20 protein-coding genes are annotated in these 20,016 nt (G+C 52.1%); 8 read left to right on the plus strand and 12 right to left on the minus strand.

Annotated elements, in window-relative coordinates; genetic code table 11:
* Window positions 1–34 precede the first annotated feature (34 nt).
* The 6 genes from ACWKV9_RS24140 to ACWKV9_RS24165 all read right to left on the minus strand — a co-directional run bounded on the left by ACWKV9_RS24140 (window position 35) and on the right by ACWKV9_RS24165 (window position 4,728).
* Complete coding sequence (locus ACWKV9_RS24140; RefSeq protein WP_483838622.1) at window positions 35–196, minus strand: MbcA/ParS/Xre antitoxin family protein; 162 nt, start codon at window positions 194–196, stop codon at window positions 35–37.
* A gap of 188 nt (window positions 197–384) precedes the next feature.
* Complete coding sequence (locus ACWKV9_RS24145) at window positions 385–1,293, minus strand: AraC family transcriptional regulator (protein ID WP_483838623.1); 909 nt, start codon at window positions 1,291–1,293, stop codon at window positions 385–387.
* Between the two features lie 207 nt (window positions 1,294–1,500).
* Window positions 1,501–1,734, minus strand: coding sequence for a DUF2790 domain-containing protein (locus tag ACWKV9_RS24150; RefSeq protein ID WP_483838624.1), 234 nt, complete (start codon window positions 1,732–1,734; stop codon window positions 1,501–1,503).
* Window positions 1,734–2,339 carry a reactive chlorine resistance membrane protein RclC gene (gene rclC / locus ACWKV9_RS24155; RefSeq protein ID WP_483838625.1) on the minus strand — a complete coding sequence of 202 codons (606 nt, stop codon included), beginning with the start codon at window positions 2,337–2,339 and terminating at the stop codon, window positions 1,734–1,736. The genes ACWKV9_RS24150 and rclC (ACWKV9_RS24155) overlap by 1 nt, the downstream gene beginning before the upstream one ends.
* A gap of 748 nt (window positions 2,340–3,087) precedes the next feature.
* Complete coding sequence (gene rclC / locus ACWKV9_RS24160) at window positions 3,088–3,699, minus strand: reactive chlorine resistance membrane protein RclC (protein WP_483838626.1); 612 nt, start codon at window positions 3,697–3,699, stop codon at window positions 3,088–3,090.
* Window positions 3,700–4,008: 309 nt separating this feature from the next.
* Window positions 4,009–4,728, minus strand: coding sequence for a hypothetical protein (locus tag ACWKV9_RS24165; RefSeq protein ID WP_483838627.1), 720 nt, complete (start codon window positions 4,726–4,728; stop codon window positions 4,009–4,011).
* A 591-nt stretch (window positions 4,729–5,319) separates the two neighbouring features.
* On the opposite strand from ACWKV9_RS24165, the gene ACWKV9_RS24170 reads away from it, so the two are divergent.
* Window positions 5,320–6,327, plus strand: a complete 1,008-nt coding sequence (locus ACWKV9_RS24170) for a zinc-binding alcohol dehydrogenase family protein (RefSeq protein WP_483838628.1) — start codon at window positions 5,320–5,322, stop codon at window positions 6,325–6,327.
* A gap of 138 nt (window positions 6,328–6,465) precedes the next feature.
* Here the strand turns inward: ACWKV9_RS24170 and ACWKV9_RS24175 are convergent, their stop codons facing one another.
* From ACWKV9_RS24175 to ACWKV9_RS24200, 6 genes are all read right to left on the minus strand, one after another.
* Window positions 6,466–6,837 carry a response regulator transcription factor gene (locus tag ACWKV9_RS24175; RefSeq protein ID WP_483838629.1) on the minus strand — a complete coding sequence of 124 codons (372 nt, stop codon included), beginning with the start codon at window positions 6,835–6,837 and terminating at the stop codon, window positions 6,466–6,468.
* A 114-nt stretch (window positions 6,838–6,951) separates the two neighbouring features.
* Entirely contained in the window at window positions 6,952–7,599 is a 648-nt protein-coding gene (locus ACWKV9_RS24180) for a response regulator transcription factor (protein ID WP_483838630.1), read from the minus strand.
* Window positions 7,600–7,919: 320 nt separating this feature from the next.
* Entirely contained in the window at window positions 7,920–8,552 is a 633-nt protein-coding gene (locus ACWKV9_RS24185; RefSeq protein ID WP_483838631.1) for a helix-turn-helix domain-containing protein, read from the minus strand.
* Window positions 8,553–8,658: 106 nt separating this feature from the next.
* The gene (locus tag ACWKV9_RS24190) at window positions 8,659–9,300 is read right to left on the minus strand and encodes a response regulator transcription factor (RefSeq protein ID WP_483838632.1); all 642 of its coding nucleotides are present in this window, start codon (window positions 9,298–9,300) and stop codon (window positions 8,659–8,661) included.
* A gap of 91 nt (window positions 9,301–9,391) precedes the next feature.
* The gene (locus ACWKV9_RS24195; protein WP_483838633.1) at window positions 9,392–10,153 is read right to left on the minus strand and encodes an SDR family oxidoreductase; all 762 of its coding nucleotides are present in this window, start codon (window positions 10,151–10,153) and stop codon (window positions 9,392–9,394) included.
* Between the two features lie 322 nt (window positions 10,154–10,475).
* Complete coding sequence (locus tag ACWKV9_RS24200) at window positions 10,476–11,417, minus strand: GlxA family transcriptional regulator (RefSeq protein WP_483838634.1); 942 nt, start codon at window positions 11,415–11,417, stop codon at window positions 10,476–10,478.
* A gap of 416 nt (window positions 11,418–11,833) precedes the next feature.
* Between ACWKV9_RS24200 and ACWKV9_RS24205 the strand changes: the two genes are divergently transcribed.
* From ACWKV9_RS24205 to ACWKV9_RS24235, 7 genes are all read left to right on the plus strand, one after another.
* The gene (locus ACWKV9_RS24205) at window positions 11,834–12,688 is read left to right on the plus strand and encodes an alpha/beta fold hydrolase (protein ID WP_483838635.1); all 855 of its coding nucleotides are present in this window, start codon (window positions 11,834–11,836) and stop codon (window positions 12,686–12,688) included.
* A gap of 275 nt (window positions 12,689–12,963) precedes the next feature.
* Window positions 12,964–13,986, plus strand: coding sequence for an alcohol dehydrogenase catalytic domain-containing protein (locus ACWKV9_RS24210; RefSeq protein ID WP_483838636.1), 1,023 nt, complete (start codon window positions 12,964–12,966; stop codon window positions 13,984–13,986).
* A gap of 177 nt (window positions 13,987–14,163) precedes the next feature.
* Window positions 14,164–14,700 (plus strand): carboxymuconolactone decarboxylase family protein, encoded by a 537-nt coding sequence (locus ACWKV9_RS24215; protein ID WP_483838637.1) that lies wholly within the window; start codon window positions 14,164–14,166, stop codon window positions 14,698–14,700.
* A gap of 35 nt (window positions 14,701–14,735) precedes the next feature.
* Window positions 14,736–15,536, plus strand: a complete 801-nt coding sequence (locus tag ACWKV9_RS24220; protein WP_483838638.1) for an alpha/beta hydrolase — start codon at window positions 14,736–14,738, stop codon at window positions 15,534–15,536.
* Window positions 15,537–15,600: 64 nt separating this feature from the next.
* Window positions 15,601–17,202, plus strand: a complete 1,602-nt coding sequence (locus ACWKV9_RS24225) for a PAS domain-containing sensor histidine kinase (RefSeq protein ID WP_483838639.1) — start codon at window positions 15,601–15,603, stop codon at window positions 17,200–17,202.
* Between the two features lie 143 nt (window positions 17,203–17,345).
* Window positions 17,346–17,798 (plus strand): (2Fe-2S)-binding protein, encoded by a 453-nt coding sequence (locus ACWKV9_RS24230; RefSeq protein ID WP_483838640.1) that lies wholly within the window; start codon window positions 17,346–17,348, stop codon window positions 17,796–17,798.
* A gap of 10 nt (window positions 17,799–17,808) precedes the next feature.
* Window positions 17,809–20,007, plus strand: a complete 2,199-nt coding sequence (locus tag ACWKV9_RS24235) for a xanthine dehydrogenase family protein molybdopterin-binding subunit (protein WP_483838641.1) — start codon at window positions 17,809–17,811, stop codon at window positions 20,005–20,007.
* Window positions 20,008–20,016: the final 9 nt, after the last annotated feature.

Here is a 20,016-nt window from a genome sequence, read left to right on the forward strand (position 1 = left end):
GCGAGCGGTGTCCACCAGCCTTTGGTGAAGAGGATTAGAACGACATTCGTTCCATTGCCTGAACAATAATCGCCTCCACTTGGCGCAATCCAGACGTGGTTGAAAGCATCTCAACGGGGCTTCTACCCGAGAGGCGAGACTTTGGTTTGGACAACCAGCGTATGGTATTTTCAGTGTCCCCAAAGTACTCGGCCAACGCAATCGTGTGTGTGTGTGTGTGTGTGTGTGTGTGTGTGTGCGATCCGAGAGAGGTAATCGCTTTCTCCAGCGATCAAACTCTCGCCGATGACTAGCTTGGACTTGAGTGCCTAAGCGATGATCTTACTTTTATGCCTACGGTCTTACAGACAGATTTGCATCGTACCGCTACCTTCATAAGTGTTATTAGGCTGGCTGTTCTCGCCGAATTTGCCCAGGGGCGACACCGTATGTTTCTTTGAATACCTTGCTAAATGCAGCTTGGGACTGATAGCCCACTTGCGCGGCAATGTCGCTCAAGCCGTCTTGAGTACGAGTTACCAATCCATATGCAAGCGCCATACGAACCTTCGTCAAGAGGATCCATGGGGAGCTGCCACTGACCTTGTTAAACGCCCGCATGAAGGTCGCACGCGACATGTTGGCTAATGCTGCAAGCGTATCGACACTCCAATCGTGGGCGGGGTCATTAAGCATGGCTTGCCAAGCAGGGCCAAGGCGTTTGTCCCCCAACAATGCGAAGGTACCTTCAGTCTGAGGTGACTGTTCTAGGTGTGCACGCAGCACCAGCGCGAACAAAGCAGACGTCAGCGCATTCACGATGAACTGACCTCCCATTTGATTTAAATCAGCTTCGCTTCTCAGTAAAGATACGAGTGAATGCAGTGGCGCCGTAGATATCGAAGCATCTCCCGAAATCAGCACGTAATCAGGAAGCGCAGCGAACAATATTGAATCGCGCTGGTAGAGAAAATGTCCACACAACAAATCCAGTTCGCTGCCTTCCCCGAATCGCTGGATTGGCAGTAATCCACCAGAGTCACGGCGCGGTTTTGTAGGTGGTACAGGTCGCCCGTTACTTAGCAAAACATGGCCGCTGCCGCTAGGTAGTACCAGAATGTCGCCTGCGGCGAGTCTTATGCGACGACCGTCGGGTAGCTCCATTGTGCATTGCCCGGCAAGCACAATATGGTAAGGCGCTACGCCTATGGCCTCTTGCAAATGATCAAGAGCCCAGTCTCCTTGAAACTGACAGCGCAAGTTCAGGCTCCCCTGAACATTGGATAGTGTGATAAGCGAATCGATGGCGTTCATATCTTCACGTCAGATGGGAGCTTGAGTTTAGATTACATAATTAATCCCACGTACTCAACCACCCCAATAAGCGTTTATAAGATAAGTCGGCCCATAATCTGCTCAAATATTAGCTCCAACTCAGCCTCCTTAAGCCGCACTGTTAATGGTTTGGAGAAGGACTTGTCTCAACCCAACAAATCCTTCTACTAAAGCGAGGCCAAGGACTCAACCGTTTGAACAGCCACTGCCTTGAATCAGGTAGTCCAAGGTATGAAGCTCACCCTTCGAATCCTTATAGATCAGCTGCATCGGCTCCAGGCCACACATATCAGTGTCGACGGTTTGACTTACTACTTTTGCAATGTCTAACTGAGGTCTCACCGACTGCGACGATGAATCGTCTGCGAACGCGCTAGATACACTCATGATCAAAATTGCAGATACAAATAGCTTTCTCATTACAAATCCTCTGTTTGATTTTTCAAAGATTCATGAATAAGAATTTCTCGTGCCGAGTCGGCAATCATTACTACGCCACCGGCTAGCATCAGTACGTCTTTGAGAACAAGCCTGCCGCCGCCCGAAAGGTAAGGAAAGCCAAAATCAGCGTCACCCAAACTTGCCACCCACGCTTCTGGAGTAGTGATCAAAAACGATAACGTGACCAGTGGTGTCAGGAAAGCTAGTACAGAGCCCACCATTCCAAGCTTGCGTGAGAACGCATAGGACAACACCAGCAGGCCAATGAGTATTTCAACGGTGCCTAAACCGGCAGAAAAGCCATAAGTATTGTTTGCCTGTTGCCACTCACGTTTTGCTGGATCCAGTTGGCCTTCATGTGTCAGGTGCTCTTTGTACTCATGAGGATGTTCATAGAAGAACGACATCACCGGACTATTGGCAACAAAAGGCGTAATGCTGTCAGCTTCGTAAGGCACGAATTTTAGTGCGCCTATCCAGAGAAAGATAATTGCAACACCAATCCTGATAAGATGGATACCAAGTTTGTCGAGGTGGCTCACTTTACTAAGCAGCATATGGATTTTTGAATCGGTAGCAGTCATGGCAATGGCCCTTGAGATTTGATGGGCTCATCTTAAAAAATGATAAATTTCGCGTCGTATGTGATTAGCTCATTTTTTTGTTTGTTCGTCTCATTTCCTTTATGCACGACTTTGTTCCGGACGGTCACTGCGCATGGTCAGACGATCTTGGGGAGCTGTGCCGGATGACCGGAGCTGTGTTCTTGAAGGTGTGACAGGATCGGTGCGAGACAAGCAACTCCTTAAGGTATGTCCAGCTAATGCCCCCCGAATGACCATCGGAGGCAGGAGCAAATTTAGGTACGAGGGGCCTGCGCTCAAGTAGTTCGGGCCGGAGCAGCTTGCTGCTTGGTGCGGTGATTGGCCGAAGATCAAGCGAATGTGCGTTTGGGGTAAGGAGATAGCGAAAGCGGACGTCTGGGCTGTACGCATGGGCGTTGAGAATCAGAGTCTATGCAACACCGTCCCAGGATTTGTTGCACACGATCACCAGGTAAGAACTACGCCGAGCACAACTCGAAAAGAAAAGTTTAGCCGTTACAATTGAATGTGAAGCCAAGAAAAAAACAGCTCCCGCGAATCCGTCCAAGTAGACAGGTGTGATCAACTGTCACGGGAGCTGGAAAAGAGCGACTGTTTCTACCAGATCAAGGATGCGGCCCTGACCTAGTGATTTCGAGCACCTGGCCAGCGTTTTCCGGGTGCTTGATGCGGTACGGCGATAAATTCGTCTGTGCTTCTGATGATATTAGGGGGCAACACCTAGGCCCTAGCCCTGTTCCACTGTTGGCCAATCATGTGCTGGTCTGCTTTGAAGCAACTGGCGAGCGGAATCGGCAATCATGACAACTCCTCCGGCCAGCATCAGAACGTCTTTAAGCACAAGCCTTCCGCCGCCTGACAAGTAGGGAAAGCCGAACTCGCTGTCCCCCATACTCTGTACCCACGCTTCGGGGGTCGTGATGAGAAAGGATAAAGTCACTATCGGAGTTAGAAAAGCTAATACAGATCCAACCATGCCGAGTCTGCGTGAAAACAGATACGACAGCACAAGTAGGCCAATCCCAATTTCGACGGTACCCAAGCCTTTGGAAAAGCTGTAAGTATGATTTTCAGTCTGCCATTCGCGTTTGTTCGGATCGAGCTGCCCTTCATGTGTAAGGTGTTCTTTATACTGATCTGGGTGCGCATAAAACAAAGACATCACCGGATTATTGGCAACAAAGGGCGTTATGCTGTCGGCTTCATAGGGTACGAATTTCAGGGCTCCAATCCATAGAAAGATCACAGCAACACCTAGGCGGATCAGATGAACGCCGATTTTGTCGAGGCTACTGGCCAGCAAAAGTACATCCTGAAGGGCTGATTGAGAGTGCTTCATAATTATCTATGTCCTGTTTGTCTTTAATATAAGAGCTCAACTGCAGTTAGCCAATAAACTCAGTAATGATTAAAATTACTTGCATTATGCCCAGGTCGTAATCGGCGCCCTCCGAGAACGGCGACGTCTTAAGGTGGCCGATTGGGGTAAGCCGAGCGACGGGCAATCAATGTCCTTGGAAGTTTTTATTCATCCATCTTTGGACACGTTGCTGATCTACCTGGATTGCTGCCCTTTCCACAGCGCCTGCGTACCTACCATGTCGCGGTTACTACACGGGGGGCCACATGCCCGTTGGTGAAAAAGAAGTTACTCGAAATGGAACGATGAGAGCTCAACACCGACGATCAGTGGCTCAGGCAGCGCCACGTTGTCGGAAGTCCGAGGGTAGATTCGGAAGCGTGTTGGCATCTTGATGCCCTGTACCTCAACGTAATCACTGAGGTAACGCGCTGCCGCATTTCGACCTTGGATATCCACCTCGTAATCATGACGGCGCAGCAACCCATCAGTGTCGAAGTAAAAGATCTGTACTTGACTGTGGGTGGCAATATTGGACGCAAATTCAACCCGCAAACGGCGCAGAGGCAGACCGTCTATGATCCAAGGCTCGATTTCCTTGGCACGAACGCCTGGCAATCTCAGCAGAAAGGGCGACCTTAAATAGGTCGACATCGTGTATCCCGCAAAATACGCCAACTGAGGCCTTGACCATGGCGTTTCCATTTCGAAGCCGGCGAAGGAAGCACGAGGGTGATTCAGGAATTCCACCAAAGCTTCATTCTCGTCGCGAATTTCGACTCTGGAAGGCGTATAGATCGAATGTTCCTGGGTTGGCGCAAACGGGCCGTGGGACACGTGCTGCTCGTGCAATTGAACTGTTACCCGAGACTTGGTCAGTACGTCGTCGCATTGCTTAAGCGACCACAACCCGCCAGTGTGGTAGAGGTCTGCGGACACTTGCCGAAAGGCATTGAATTTGTCCATTCCGCCTGCGGCATTAATGACTAAATCGATTAGATCGCTCATTTGAATATCCTTTGCTGATGGGTGCAAGCCAGCGATCTAGGAATATCCAGAAAGCTGTCATTTCTAAGATGCTAGTCAGGATTGCAGTATCCACGCAGATGGTTATTGAATACGTTCCATAGGGAATGAGAGCCATCTTGTGCAAAGAAGGAGGACGTTACTAGCTATACCGTAGCACAGGTATACTGAAGTATGGGATGACCTAGCAAAGGCGTTTAGGGCGATAAAAATTGCGTAAAACCGGCGCGTGTCAACACAGAAGCCATGCTACGTATCGGTCTAACAACAACGAGAGAGTCATGATTTGTCAACTTTCTAATAAATTACCCAGCCGGTATTGCCACCCATAGGAACACAGGTTTCTCAACTTAAACAATGTCCGGAATAGCGGACATAAATGTCGTTTAATTTATTATCTACGTAATGCAGCATGCAAATTAACGGAGCGATGCGTGGATGGCATGAACCTCGTAATTTATAGCATCAATTCATTACGCGACTTTCATCCCCTCGGTAAACCTCGCAAGTCCCCGCCCCACGCCCGTTTGACAATTCTGAGCAGCACAAAAACCACTCCCCAAGGTTAATGCCATGAAAGCTATCGTTTACGATCAACCGGGCCTGCCTATTGACAGCGCCAAGTCTCTGTATGAAATCGACCTACCGAAGCCGCAGCCTGGCCCGAGGGATCTGTTAGTAAAAATCCAGGCGATATCGGTCAATCCAGTTGATAGCAAGCTACGCCAGGCCATGCCCACCGCCGCACCGCGTATCCTCGGATGGGACGCCGCCGGCACCGTGGAGGCTGTAGGTGCAGACGTGACCCTCTTCCAGGTAGGCGACCAAGTTTGGTATGCAGGGGACATCACTCGGCCTGGTAGCTACTCTGAATATGGATTGGTGGATGAGCGCATTGCAGGCCATCGGCCTTCATCAATCTCAGTAGCCGATGCCGCCTCTTTACCCCTTACCAGTATTACCGCCTGGGAGCTGCTGTTTGATCGCTTGAGCATCCAGGAAGGTGCAGGAAAAGGTGAGACCCTGCTGATCATTGGAGCAGGCGGTGGCGTAGGGTCGATTCTGGTTCAACTGGCACGCAGATTAACGATGTTGACTGTCATCGGTACCGCATCACGACCAGAGACGAGAGACTGGGTTAGCGGACTTGGAGCTCATCACGTGATTAACCACAAGGAACCATTGTTGGCGCAACTTAATGACCTTGGGCACAAAGAGGTCGATCACGTGATCAGCCTGACTCATACGGAAACCTACTACGACCAGATAGTTGCCCTACTCAAACCTGAAGGCAATTTCGCACTCATCGACGACCCCGCAACGCTCGATGCGATGCCACTAAAGCGCAAGTCCATCTCTCTGCACTGGGAGTTTATGTTCACCCGCTCCATGTACCGCACGCAGGCGATGCTCAAACAGCACCAACTGCTAGAAAGGATGGCGGAGCTGGTCGATTCCGGAGTATTGGTCACCACTACCGGATCACACCTGGGAGTGATAAGCGCAGAAAACCTTCGGCGAGCCCATGCCTTGATCGAAAGCAACACTGCCAAGGGGAAGGTTGTTTTGGAAGGATTCTAGAAAACTATCGCAATCAGAGGCTGGCCATGCCCTGCAGATTTCTGCAGGGTGACAAGCTAGCAATCAGGGCGACCGTATGCATTTCTCAGGCGGTCAACGTGGCAAACGGAGGCACTGGCAGCTGCGGCTATCTACAATTCAGCCTTTGAGCACGATTTGTTCAATGCATTCGATGATCGCTTGGGCATTGTAGGGCTTAGCCAAAAAGCAAACAGCGCCAGCGGCTACGGCTCGTGTGCTTACAGACTCTTTAGGATATGCAGTAATGAAGATGGTAGGAATGTTACGCCCATCTTGAGCAAGCATCCGCTGCAATTCTAACCCATCAATTCCAGGCATTTGCACATCGGATATCAAACAATCAGTTTCATCGATTTCCGAGGACGCGAGAAAATCTTCTGCGCAGGAGAACATAAAAGGCCTGTAGCCTAATGAGCGCACTAGGCTGCCAAGGGCCATCCGACAGGATGTATCGTCATCGACAATAGAAATGTGGGGAGCATTATTCACGTTATATGTCCTAGACTCACGACGACACGGATTATTATGCAGCGTGCGCCCGTCGTTGACTCCCACTATAACGGATGTTTCTACGCAGAAAAATAATACCCAAGTATGTACACTTCATTTTGTGAGCAGAGCGAGAGATTCGGCCATCCGAACAAGCTCAGCGAACGACTTCGCATGCATTTTCCTCATAACATTGCCACGATGAATTTTTACCGTAATTTCACTGAGGCCTAATTGCTTCGCGGTTTCTTTATTCATTAGGCCCCGAGTAGCGCAGACCATAATCTCTCTCTCGCGCTTGGTCAGCAGCTGATAGCAACTATGTACTACTGCATCTGAGTACAACGCCGCACGACGTACAGCGTCAGTCCTGAGTGCAACTGATACCGCGTCTACGAGATCCTGATCCCGAAACGGTTTCACTATGAAGTCCAATGCCCCCGCTTTCATAGCCTTAACAGACATAGGGATATCCCCGTGCCCAGTCATAAAAATAACAGGGATGGCGATATGGGACTCGATTAATTTTTGCTGGAGATCTAGCCCACTAGCTCCTTCAAGCCGCACGTCCAAAAGTAAGCAGCATGGGGCATCTGGATCTCCCCGCTGTAGAAACTCGGTAGCCGAAGCGAAAGTCTCAACAGAAATGCCCACAGAGCGGAATAAACACTCTAGCGAATCGCGAATAGACAACTCATCATCCACCACAAATACTACTGGCGGATTGTCATCGCTCCTGGGGGGATGAGGCGGGTGATTCATGAGTGCTCCTGCTTGGAAATTCTAAAAGCCAGCAATCCACGCGCCGATGATTTAGCGCGAAAACGTCTGATTGGGCCTCAAGAATGTAAGGTGGCGGTAGTCGGCTGGGTGGGATGACTTCATTTAGGAGTAAGTCAAAAAGCGTAGCCCCATACAGGGAATACTGATGAGCCGCTCCGATTATTCTGACGAATAGAGGAGGATTTTTGGCGCTGGCACTTCATTGGAACGGTATGCTGGAGCATGCTCGTATTTGATACGAATCCATTAAGATATTAGAGTAGGGCTGAAGACTCCGCTGCTATGCATCCACCAGCCGACTAATCCAAAACTTTATGTTCATCGCTGACAGTCACAGAGCAATGCTTTGTCTGCCATTGACGTGGGCTAATGCCCTTGGATTGTCTGAACACACGGGTAAAATATGATTGATCCGAGAAGCCGCATTCTTGGGCAACACGACTGATGGGAAAACTTTTCGCCCTCAACAATTCTTCGGCTTTAAGCATTCTTTCTCGTTGAAGCCAGTCATGCGGAGCAAGCCCGGTGGCGTTTTTAAATGCTCGGGAAAAATGACTTCTAGAAATCGCGCACTCATTTGCTATCTGATCAATAGAACAGCTCTGAGTCATAAGACTCATCATCAGTTTTTTTGCCTTTTTAACTCGCCAAGAGGCGAGACTCGGGGGGGCACGCTTCGGCGGACAGCCATTAGACGTCTCAGGAGGAGATTTAAAAGCTTCAACTTCTCGTCCGAGAGACTTAGAGATGACTGGCAGTTCGCCGGCTTCACCTAGAGAACTGGCAGGAATGCACGCAGGAGGTTTGGAGGAATAAACTAATTCTAACAGGGTTCCAGAGCTACCCACTTCATTCGTCGTGGGAGAAATTCTCCCGAATCTAAAACCCATTATTGAGTCGAACGGGGTTAACTTTACTTTAGATAACTCCATCGCGCGACAACCTCTTCAACTGAAAAATTTACTCTTATTTGGTTTCATTATTCAGGGCGCCGATGTGGCAATCGTTAGTGAAAACACTGCGACTACTGCGTGTTAATCACGAAATCTCCAATTGATGCCCAGCACGAACTACATCGGCAATTGTACTCACATGCATTTTGCGCATCATATTTGCCCGGTGTAGCTTGACAGTTATTTCGCTCACATCCAGATCGCTCGCAATTTGCTTATTCAAAGAACCATTGACGACGCCACCCATGACTTGGCGCTCTCTTGGAGTCAGACACTCGAATCGCTTCCGCAGAGAATCAACCGCACGCTGTTTTTCAACATGATCCTCATGAATGGCAATCGCGTCATGCACAGCATCAATCAATTCTTGAGACCTGAAAGGCTTTGTCAGGAAGTTAACCGCCCCGGCCTTCATAGCCCGCACTGACATCGGAATATCACCGTAGCCGGTAATGAAGATGATCGGCATATGATTTCCGGACTGTGAAAGTCGATGCTGCAAATCAAAACCACTGTACCCCTGTAGCCGAACGTCGAGAACAAGACACCCCGCCGCCTTAGCTAGAGGATGGGCGAGCATCTCGTCTGGGCCAGAGAATTCGTGGACATTGTGACCAACTGACCTCAGCAAGCTTGCAACGGCTCGACACACGACTTCGTCATCGTCCACCACAAAGACGACCGGGGCGCTCATCAGTGAAGGCATCGAAGAGGTGAAACTTGGCATTCCAAACTCCTTAAGCGTGCAGTCCGTGAAGTACGAAACTGAGCATATGTCTCAAACGCCACGGACTTGCAAACGTGAAATCTAATCCCGATTAGCCCACTGGTATCGGGTTGTCGACCAACGACAGATTGAAGCCATGGATCAGTGCATGCTCTTGGGATCCAGGGTTATCTCGCAATGGACGAATCGCATCTACCATAACCTCAGGCACATCAGTGGCTAGCCCTATCATGGTCTCGGCAATGAAAGCATCAAGTGGCATCGCACGCGGGTCATCGCCTTTATGAACGAGGTCTGTATTGACCCATGGTGGCGCGATCTCTTGCACCGTTACCGATGTATCGCGCAACGTGAAGCGCTGAGAAAGAGAGTAAGAGTGCAGCGCGGCTTTAGTAGCTGAGTAGACCGCATTACCCGCAAGCGGGACGAAGGCCAGTACGGACGTGTTATTAATAATCACCGCACGAGGCTGCGACTTCAAATGCTCGATCAGCGCCGACGTCAGGCGGATGGGCCCCATGAGATTCGTCGTCAGAGTACCCATCATCGTCTCATCGTCGATGTGGCCAGCGGCGTCGTCGAACGGCATTATTCCAGCGTTGTTCACTAGCACATTGAGCGTCGGGTACTTGCTGATAAGCGTCTGCGAGACCTTGATGATACTGGCAGGATCGTTGATATCCAGTTCGAGCCCCTCCATCCCTGGATTTGCCGCCGTGACCTCATCTAGCAGCGCCTTACGACGACCTGCAATGATGACCTTATTACCTAACTTATGAAAAGCTTCAGCTAAACCTCGTCCAATACCAGAGGCCCCGCCAGTGATAAAGATTGTATTGTTGGTCATCTGCATGGATTAAATCCTATAGTGGATAGCTCAAGAACATACGTAGTTACTTGCTAGCCAAACCAGCTTCATTAGTCTGCCGCGCACGCCTTAACCGTCATCCAAAGATGAGAGATAATTTGGCTAGGTGCTACAATCAATAAATTCGGCGTAGTTAACTTTGTACCAGCGTCACGCTATGGTCAATTCATACCTTAGGTTAGGTAGCCACCAATACATAGTGGCGCAGCACAACTACGTGTGCGCCTCCGAGCGGACGCGACTTCTTACGTTCTGATGAACAAAGCCTGATCGCAGCTACGTATCCTTGACTTGAAGACACATTGAGCTATTCACGCGCATCGCGCCTGAGCGACTGAGGGGAAATTCCCAGCTTGCGGATAAACACCTCTCGCAAATGGCGCCTGTCTCTAAACCCCGTCTCCCTCGCAATAATTTCGAGCGGATGGTGCCCACGTTGAATCATGTTCCTTGCGGTCTCAAGCCGAAGCTGTTCCACAGCTTTCGCCGGCGATAAGCCAGTCTCCGAAAGGAATATCCGCCTGAACTGGCGCTCACTCAGATGGACAACCTTAGCCAAAACATCTGAGCTCAGATCACTGGAGAGATGGGCTCTAGCATGCTCAAGTGCAACCTGGATGCGGTCAGACTTAGGCGCTATCTTGAGCATTTCCGAATGCTGGGACTGCCCCCCAGATCTACGGTGATACATGACCAGGACACGAGCAACTTTGTTGGCAATTTCGTGGCCCAAATCTTTCTCGACCATGCCAAGAACCAAATCCATCGCTGACGAGAGCCCGGCTGACGTCCAGATAGCCCCATCGTCGATGAAGATACGGTCAGGCTCTACACGCGTGTTGGGAAAGCGCTCTTTTAGGATACTTGCATACGCCCAATGAGTCGTGACACGCCTACCCTCAAGCAACCCAGCCTCTGCGAGCACAAATGCGCCGGTGCACATTCCTCCGACCCGTTGCGCACGACCGGCGGCGGCCCGCACAAATGACAGCTCTTCACGGGTACTGTCACGGGCCAAAGGATCAACTATCCCGGACACCATCCAGGTGTCCGCCTGTGAGTCAGAAGTGGCTTGTTCGGTATGGACGGAAGCACCAATCGAAGACGTGATCACACCTCCAGGCAGCGAGTAGTTGGTGACTCTGTAGACCTGCTCCTTGGCTACGACATTCGCGAATTCGAACACTGACTGAGTCCCCAGTGCCATCACCTGGAACCCTTCCGTCAAGAAGTAACCGATTCTGTGCATTTGCCCTCCAGCGGCCGTCATGTCCGGAAACACGACCGTAAATGTCGTTTCAATTCTAGTCAACGCGATGCACGATGACCCTACGAAATTGAAATGGGGACGGGCGAGGCGACGAAAGGGATGGCACTTCATCGGGGGATGATCTGCGCGATATCCTAGACCAACTAGAATCAGAAAGTCACGTTAAAACGCCAACTTTACTGCATGGAACCAGCCGGCAAGTGTCGTGATTACTTGCGAGCTAAATAAAAAATCATGCATAAGGCATGTCCTACATTAAATAAGCACCAGAGTCCTATTCACCCTGCCTACCTGCTAGCTTTAATAAAAGTCTTAAGATCAACTCAGAGTGGCTTTGACCTCTCCGCTTTGACCTATCGGTCTATCAAGTGTTTTATAACAAAGAGCAAGCCGCTATGACTGAACAATCTTTAAGTCTTAATGCACCCACCAGGTACGTTGAGCTAAATGGTAGGACTCTCGCTTATAGGACATTTGGACACGGAGAGCCGCTATTACTCTGTGTAAGATTTAGAGGAACGATGGAGTCGTGGGATCCGGTATTCCTCGACAGTCTCGTGCATCAGGGCTTCCAGGTAACTGTATTCGACTACAGTGGTTTGGGCCGCTCAACCGGCGAGAAAAGTTATAACCCTGCTTCATTGGCCAAGGACATCATCGAACTGATCACAGCTTTGAAGCTAGGGAAAGTGATCCTTGGCGGCTGGTCGGTTGGGGGAATTGCAGCACAAATCGTCCTCGCACAGGCGCCGCAAATCGTAAGTCACTTGGTTCTGATCGCCACGACGCCTCCAGGCAAGCTGGTCAAGCCGGGCGAACAGCTTTTTTATGACTTGGCTAAACGTGAAAACGATTTCGAGGATTTCGTCAGCCTGTTTTTTGAGCCCGCATCCGCTTCAAGCAGAGCAGCGGCAGAGCGGTCGTGGAGTCGGATCAAGTCGAGAGCGAATGATGCGAGTCCAGAGGTTCCTCATGAATGGGCGGGAGCACAGCTGGGAGATGGCCCAAAGAATCCAGTATTCCCGGTAGACGCCATACTCCACGTGCTTAAAACAACCGCCATTCCAGTACTGCATCTTGGCGCCGATCACGACATCGTTTTCCCAGTGGAGAACTGGTACGCCCTGAGCGATCAGTTGCCAACTCTCCACATAGTTACTTTCCCGAGCTCTGGACACGGGCCTCAGCTGCAGTATCCCCGTACTGCAGCCAAGCATATCGCAGCCTTCATCCATGCTTTGGATGAGTGACTGCTAAGAAACCGGGCCACCGTTCGAGCAACCGTGCCGCTGGCCTGCTGAACTTTCTGTACGACTGCAACGGACTGCTGCTTCAGCGCGACTGCGCGGGAGATCCACAGTGGAAAACCATTGCATGACATACGGAAAATTGCAGACCAAATCCCGGGCTCTCGGCTGCACTCGCGACGCTCATACCCTCCCTTACAAGCGAAGAAAACTCACGCTCAATGTAGCCCGAGCGGGTGCTGGCTATCCGCTCCTAACACAAAATATTTAGGTGACTTATGACATCCCGTACGACTTACAGAGCAGTTGTGGCAACAGCACCCGGTCAACTCGAACTGGTAGAACGGCCAATCCCAACGCCGGCCCCGGGCCAGGTTCGGATTGAAGTCGAGGCCTGTGGGGTCTGCCACTCTGACAGCGCAACTGTCGAAGGTTTCGCAGGTGTCCCTTATCCTCGGGTGCCTGGGCATGAGGTGGTCGGTCGCATTGACGCACTAGGTGAAGGTGTTCACGGATGGAAGGTGGGCCAACGGGTAGGCGTGGGTTTTCTCGCTGGTGAAGACGGCACGTGCCCGTCTTGCCGACGAGGTGACGCAGTAACTTGCCAAAATCCAGTTATCACTGGCATGACCACTGATGGTGGCTACGCCGAAATCATGCTCGCAGAGGCGCGCGGGCTGGTTCAGGTACCAGAGGATCTGGATGCAGCTGAAGCGGCTCCTCTTCTGTGTGCCGGCCTCACAACCTTCAATGCACTGCGCAATTCAGGCGCGCAAGCAGGTGACGTGGTTGCTATCCACGGACTAGGCGGCCTTGGCCACTTGGGTGTGCAGTTCGCTCGCAAAATGGGTTTCCACACCGTAGCTATCGCCCGTGGCGCAAATAAGGCTGAATTAGCGCTCTCGCTGGGCGCGCATAGATACATTGACGCCACCACTGAAGACGTCGCAGCCGTGTTGCGCTCCATGGGCGGCGCGCGGGTAGTGCTGGGCACAGCACCGACCGCACAGGGAATGTCGCAAACAATCCCAGGACTGTCGCCACGTGGCCAGCTGGTCGTGGTTGCCGTACCAAACGAACCCATTACCGTGAACGCCACAGACTTGATCTTTGGCGCAAGGTCAGTCGCCGGTGCTCTCACGGGCACAGTTGCAGACAACGAGCAAACTCTTGCATTCGCAAGCCTCCAGGATATTCGCCCGCTAATTGAGACTTTCACGCTCGACCAAGCGCAGGAAGCATACGACCGAATGATGAGGGCTGACGTCCGGCTGCGTGCTGTTCTGGTCATGAAACCGTAGTCACAACGGATAACCTGGATTGAGGCTGTAGGCGTCCCAAGGCAATGGCCCTGGGCGTCTAGCGATCCGGATCATTCCTAAGAAGCTCGGGCGGCTGTTCCACCATTCTGCTCAAGCCCAACTAAGGCGCGGGCAGATCGTTCTCACCTGACGACATTCATAATTGGAGATACATTGATGGCACATTTCACTTCAGTTCCAGCAGACCAGGCAACTGGCGCGACTGCAGAAATCTACGCAAGCATCAAAAAGTCGTTGGGCAAAGTGCCGAATGCCTACGCCGCACTCGCAACACTGGCACCTGCTGCGCTCCAAGCAATGCTAGCCGCCGACAAAGTACTTTCCGGCGGCCCTTTGACCAAACCAGATCAAGAAACAATCAAGCTGGTGATCAGTGAGCTCGCTGGCTGTGATTACTGTGTGGCTGCTCACAGCATGGTTGGCAAAATGGTCGGGCTGTCTCCTGAGGCTATGCATCGCATCCGCGAAGGCCAAGCTACTGGGGACACTAAGCGGGACGCCCTCGTAGCTTTCGTACATTACTTGGCGCTTAACCCTGGGACGCTGCCTGAGTCGCAGGTGAAGGCGCTTCAGGAAGCAGGCTACACCGGCGAAGAAATCGTTCACGTTGGGCTAGCGATCTCAGTGATCACCTTCACCAACGTGTTCAATCGCATCAACGACACTACGGTCGACTTCCCAAAGCCCGAGTAACTGCCTGAGAGGCGTCAGGCCCAAGGACTTACGTCATGAGTACGCTCCAAAACCTGCTTTCGATGGATCCGAGCCTCGAAGCTGCATGCAGGGCGTTTGCTATCCCGGACAGAGTGCGCGCCACTCCGCCAGAACTTGAGTTTCTCGCCCGCGCGAAACGATCAACACTCAAGGTGAATGCGGAACATGTCGTGTATTGGACGCTCGGGAAAGGGCCACGCGTACTGCTTGTGCATGGCTGGTGTAGCCGAGGCTCGCACCTCATGGGTTTTGTCGAACCACTGCTCGCGGCAGGCTTCTCTGTGGCCCTGTTTGACGCGCCGGGTCACGGAGATTCAGAAGGGGTGGTTTCTAGCATGATTCATGCTGGAAGGGCAGCGTTGGCGTTGGCTGAGGTGCTCGGCGATTTCCACAGCGTGATTAGCCATTCAGGTGGATCGACTGCGGCACTCTGGGCGCTAGCCAATGGACTGTCTGTAAACAAAAGCGTGCATATCTGTGGCCCATCCTCAATGAAAAACATTGTGATCGGCATCTCGCACGCCTGTGGGCTCGAAAGAATAAAAGCAGAGGCATTTCAGAGCTGGATAGAGGCCTTTACGAGAACAGGCTTGGACTCTGCAGACTTTCCGGCGCTGACCGCTAGGCTTCGTCATAAAGGGCTGATCGTTCATGACGCCGGTGACCGAGTCGTAAACCTCTCCCAGTCTGAAGCCTTGCACGGAGCTTGGTTGAGCTCAGAGCTACTAATCACAGAGGGGCTTGGGCATCGCAGAATACTCAGCGATCTTAAGACAATAACCACCATCGTCGGGTTTCTTGAAATTGCGATTTAACGTGAATACCCACTTTGAGCAAAGTGGAGCCCCAACAAGTCAACAGCATACTAAGGGTGGCCACATGACCCCACCAATCACTCTCGCTGAGGCTGAAGTCTTCGAACGTTTTCACGACGCAGTCTTCGTGCGCGACATGGAAGGAAACATCCATTTCTGGAACTCCGCTTCAGCCGCTCTATACGGATGGCCGTCGCACACAGCGTTGGGAGCTAATGCTCGCACGTTGCTCCAATGCCGACATGAAAAAGAAAACTACGACTCGGTGGATTCCATGCTGCTGGCGAACGGGTATTGGGAAGGGGAACTTTCTCGATTAACCGGAACGGGCTCCCGCCGTTTGGTCAACGCGCGCTGGTCACTGCGCAGGGATGCTGCTGGCAACCCGATAGGTGTTTTGGAAACGGGCTATGACATCTCGTCGGCAAAAGCGACAGAGCAGCATCTCAAGGCCAGTGAGTATCGCTACCGCAATCTGTTCCAAGCCATGGCCGCTTCGTTTTGGGAGCTCGATTTTACAGCAGTAGGCCCCAAGATCCGTGCGCTGCTCGATGCTGGCGTACGCGATCTCGAAGCACATTTTTTGGCGCACCCTGAAGTCGTGCGCGACTTCATGCGAAACACCCAAGTCGTAGATTTAAACGATCACAGCGTCAGGTTGTTTGGACGTGGTGATCGTACTGAGATGCTAGGGACAATTGATCGCTACTGGCCGGATGAAAGCATTCAGGTTTACGCCCGGTGCGTCGTTAAATCACTTGCCGGACTGCCAAACAATATTGAAGTCACGCGCCTCAGAACGCTCGAAGAAAAGGAGTTCGAATGCCTGTTCACAGCTTGTTTTTCCAAGGAAAACATTGCTCGCGGCGTGATTCTAATTGGCATCATTGATCTGTCGGAATTGGTCGCAGCACGTCACGCCGTAGAGGTGATGCAGACGGAACTCGCACACGCTGCAAGGATTTCAATTCTCGGAGAGCTAAGCGCTTCGATCACTCATGAAATTAATCAACCGCTCACATCGATTTCCACCTACGCACAAGCAGCCCTGCGATGGTTGAAACGGCCAGAACCTGACCTGCGCGAGGTAGAGAACGCGCTACTGCAAATTGTCGATGAAGCTCAGCGTACCGACGATGTGATCTCGCGCATTCGTAGCATGGCGCTCCGCCGGCCGGCACAAGAGTCCGATTTGGCGATAAACGAGGTGGTTCAGGATTCTCTACAGTTCACGAGCCATGAACTCAGAAGACATTCGGTGCGGCTGACTACAGATTTGGCTGCGTCACTCCCTTTGGTTCGTGCCGATCGAGTTTTGATGCAGCAAGTGATAGTCAACTTGGTCATGAACGCAGCCCAAGCAATGGCCTTTGCTGGCTCGTCAATACGGGAGTTGGTGATCAAAAGTGAAAGCTTGAGCTCCGACGAGGTCAGGCTTGAGGTCTGGGACAGCGGCCCAGGCATTGCACAGGGGCTGGAGGGGAAATTATTTGAAAGCTTTTTCACTACTAAAGCCACAGGCATGGGCATGGGGTTACCGATATGTCGCTCGATCGTAGAAGCGGCAGGCGGTCTGATTCAGCTTGCAAACCGGGAGGATGGTAAGCGTGGGGCAAAAGTCATGTTCACGTTGCCCACACTGCCTAAGTTGCCAATTTTGGGATAATCCCCATGCGCTTTTTCAAAAGCTTAAACACATAAATACAAGCCCTGATCTACGCAGGGCAATCGAGTAAACCGAGCCTTGCGCACATGCTTAGGATAGTCGTCCAACATGCGCGTCAACCGTGATGAGCTGCAGAGGTTGCGATGCAAAAATTGACAATTAATGGCGCAGAGCATGAGCTGGATGTCCCCGATGACATACCCCTGCTCTGGGTGCTGCGCGATGTGATGGGTCTGACTGGAACCAAATATGGCTGTGGTATCGCTCAGTGTGGCGTGTGCACAGTGCATCTTGACGGCCATGCAATACGTTCTTGTGTATTGCCAGTCAGTGCAGTGGCTGGTCGGAAGATAACCACTATCGAGGGCATTGCTGAACAGCCTATCGGACAGGCCGTTCAGCAAGCTTGGCTGGAACATGAGGTCGTGCAATGTGGCTATTGCCAGTCAGGACAGATCATGTCCGCTGTAGCACTCCTGACTGAGCACCCCAAGGCTAACGATGAGCAAATCGTCGATGCCATGTCGGGCAACTTGTGCCGGTGCGCTACGTATACACGCATAAGAGCAGCCATCAAAAGCGTCAGCCAGGCCTGAGGGAATAATCATGTCCGACATTCATTCATCTCCAGCGGTGCTCTCACGTCGTGGATTGCTCAAAGGTGGAGCAGTTTTAGGTGGCCTGGTGGTCAGCGCCTACCTACCCCCGATGGTTTCCCGGAGCTTTGCGGCTGGCATCGTTAAGGGTGCCAATCTGGGCGACAACGCTGAGAAAGGTTACGGCGCATTTGTTCGTATCGATAATACCGGCGCAGTCACGGTCATCTCACCCAAGATCGAAATGGGGCAAGGTATTCAGACCGGTATCGCAATGATGGTCGCCGAAGAGCTTGAAGTCCCCTTAAGCCAGGTCACCATCGCCGAGGCCCCGCCCAACGCCGCTCTCTACACCGATCCACTCCTAACCTTCCAGGCCACAGGTGGCTCAACATCAACCCGTTATAGTTGGGAGCCATTGCGCAAGGCTGGGGCCGGGGCGCGCATCGTGTTGATTCAAGCAGCTGCATTGCGCTGGAATGTTGCGCCGAGCCAATGCCGCGCCGAGAACGGGAAAGTGCTGGGCCCAAAAAACCAAAGTGCCGGGTACGGTGAGCTCGTCGACGCTGCTGCGTCAATTCCACTTCCACTTCCGGCCGATATTCCACTTAAGCCCATCAGTGAGTTCAAATTGCTGGGGAAACCAGCGCGGCGTCTAGACACTCCCAATAAGGTCAATGGGAGCGCCAAGTTCACCATTGATCTACAGCTGCCTGGCATGCTCATCGCTTCAACCCGCACATGTCCTGTCTCAGGCGGCAAGCTGCGGGATCTTAAGAATGAGGCGGTTGCACGGGCGGTCTCCGGAGTTCGAGACATAGTACGTCTGGACAATGCTGTCGCTGTCACGGCCACAAATTTCTGGGCATGTCAGCAAGCTCTCAATGCGCTGGAAATCGAGTGGGATATGGGGCCTCACTCCGGTCTCAATTCGGCTCAACTGGATAAATCCCTTTTCGAAGCAAGTGCTGGGGATGGTGTTTTTGCGCACAAAGCAGGTGATATTGCCACCGCCCTGAAAAATGCGTCGAGCCGGTTCGAAGCGATCTATGAGCAGCCCTTCTTATCTCACTCCCCGCTTGAGCCGATGACGTGCGTTGCCCACGTCCGAGCTGACGAATGCGAGTTGTGGGTTGGCTGTCAGGCGCCTGGACTTGCACAGATGGGAGCCGCAAAGGTTTGTGGATTACCCATCGAAAAAGTCGTGATTCATAACCAATTGATCGGTGGTGGTTTTGGCCGACGTCTCGAATCTGATTTCATCTTTCAAGCTGTGGATATCGCCCGCAAGCTCAGCTATCCGATCAAATTAGTCTGGAGCCGCGAAGAGGATATGACGCACGATCGCTATCGCCCGCACTACGTCGATCGCCTGAGTGCTGCACTCGACAAAGACATGCGTCCAGTGGGATGGGAACATCGTATTGCCGGCGCATCGGTCGTGGCCGCATACCTCGGGGGGCTACCTGCAGATGGGGTTGACTTCGACGCCGTTGAGGTCGCGAAAGATCCGATCTACACATTGGCAAATCTTCAAGTTCGCTACATACGGCACGATCCAGAGGTCATTCCAGTTTCTTGGTGGAGAGGCGTTGGGCCTCTGCGCAGCACGTATGCAGTGGAGTGTTTTATCGATGAACTGGCTCACAACGCCAAAGTCGATCCTGTGAAATATCGACTTGGCTTGATGCAGTCGCAACCACGTGCGCAAGCCGTGTTGAACAAAGCTGCGCAGCTCACGGACTGGGACAAATCCCTGCCTCCTGGATCTGGGCGCGGCGTGGCGGTAACGGCAGTGTTTGGTAGCTTTGTTGCCACGATTGTGGAGTTGGAAAAACAAGGTGAAAAAGGTCTGCGAATCAAACGTCTTGTGACCGTTATCGACTGCGGGTTTGCGAACAACCCAACATCCGTGGCTGCACAAATGGAAGGTGGCACCCTGTTTGGTTTATCTGCAGCGTTGTTCAACGAGATCCTCATCGAAAACGGGCAGGTTCAGCAAACCAACTTCCATCAGTATCGACAAATCCGCATGAGCGATGCGCCTCCTGTAGAGGTGCACATCGTCGACAGCGTTGAGAGTCCTGGAGGTGTGGGCGAGACCGGAGCAGTTCCAGTAGCAGCAGCGCTGGTCAATGCCCTTTATGCAGCAACAGGCGTGCGCGAACGCCGCCTACCACTCAGCCGCTCGGGCTACTTCACTGTCTAAGGAGTGCAT

It is taken from the genome of Pseudomonas corni, assembly GCF_057128765.1.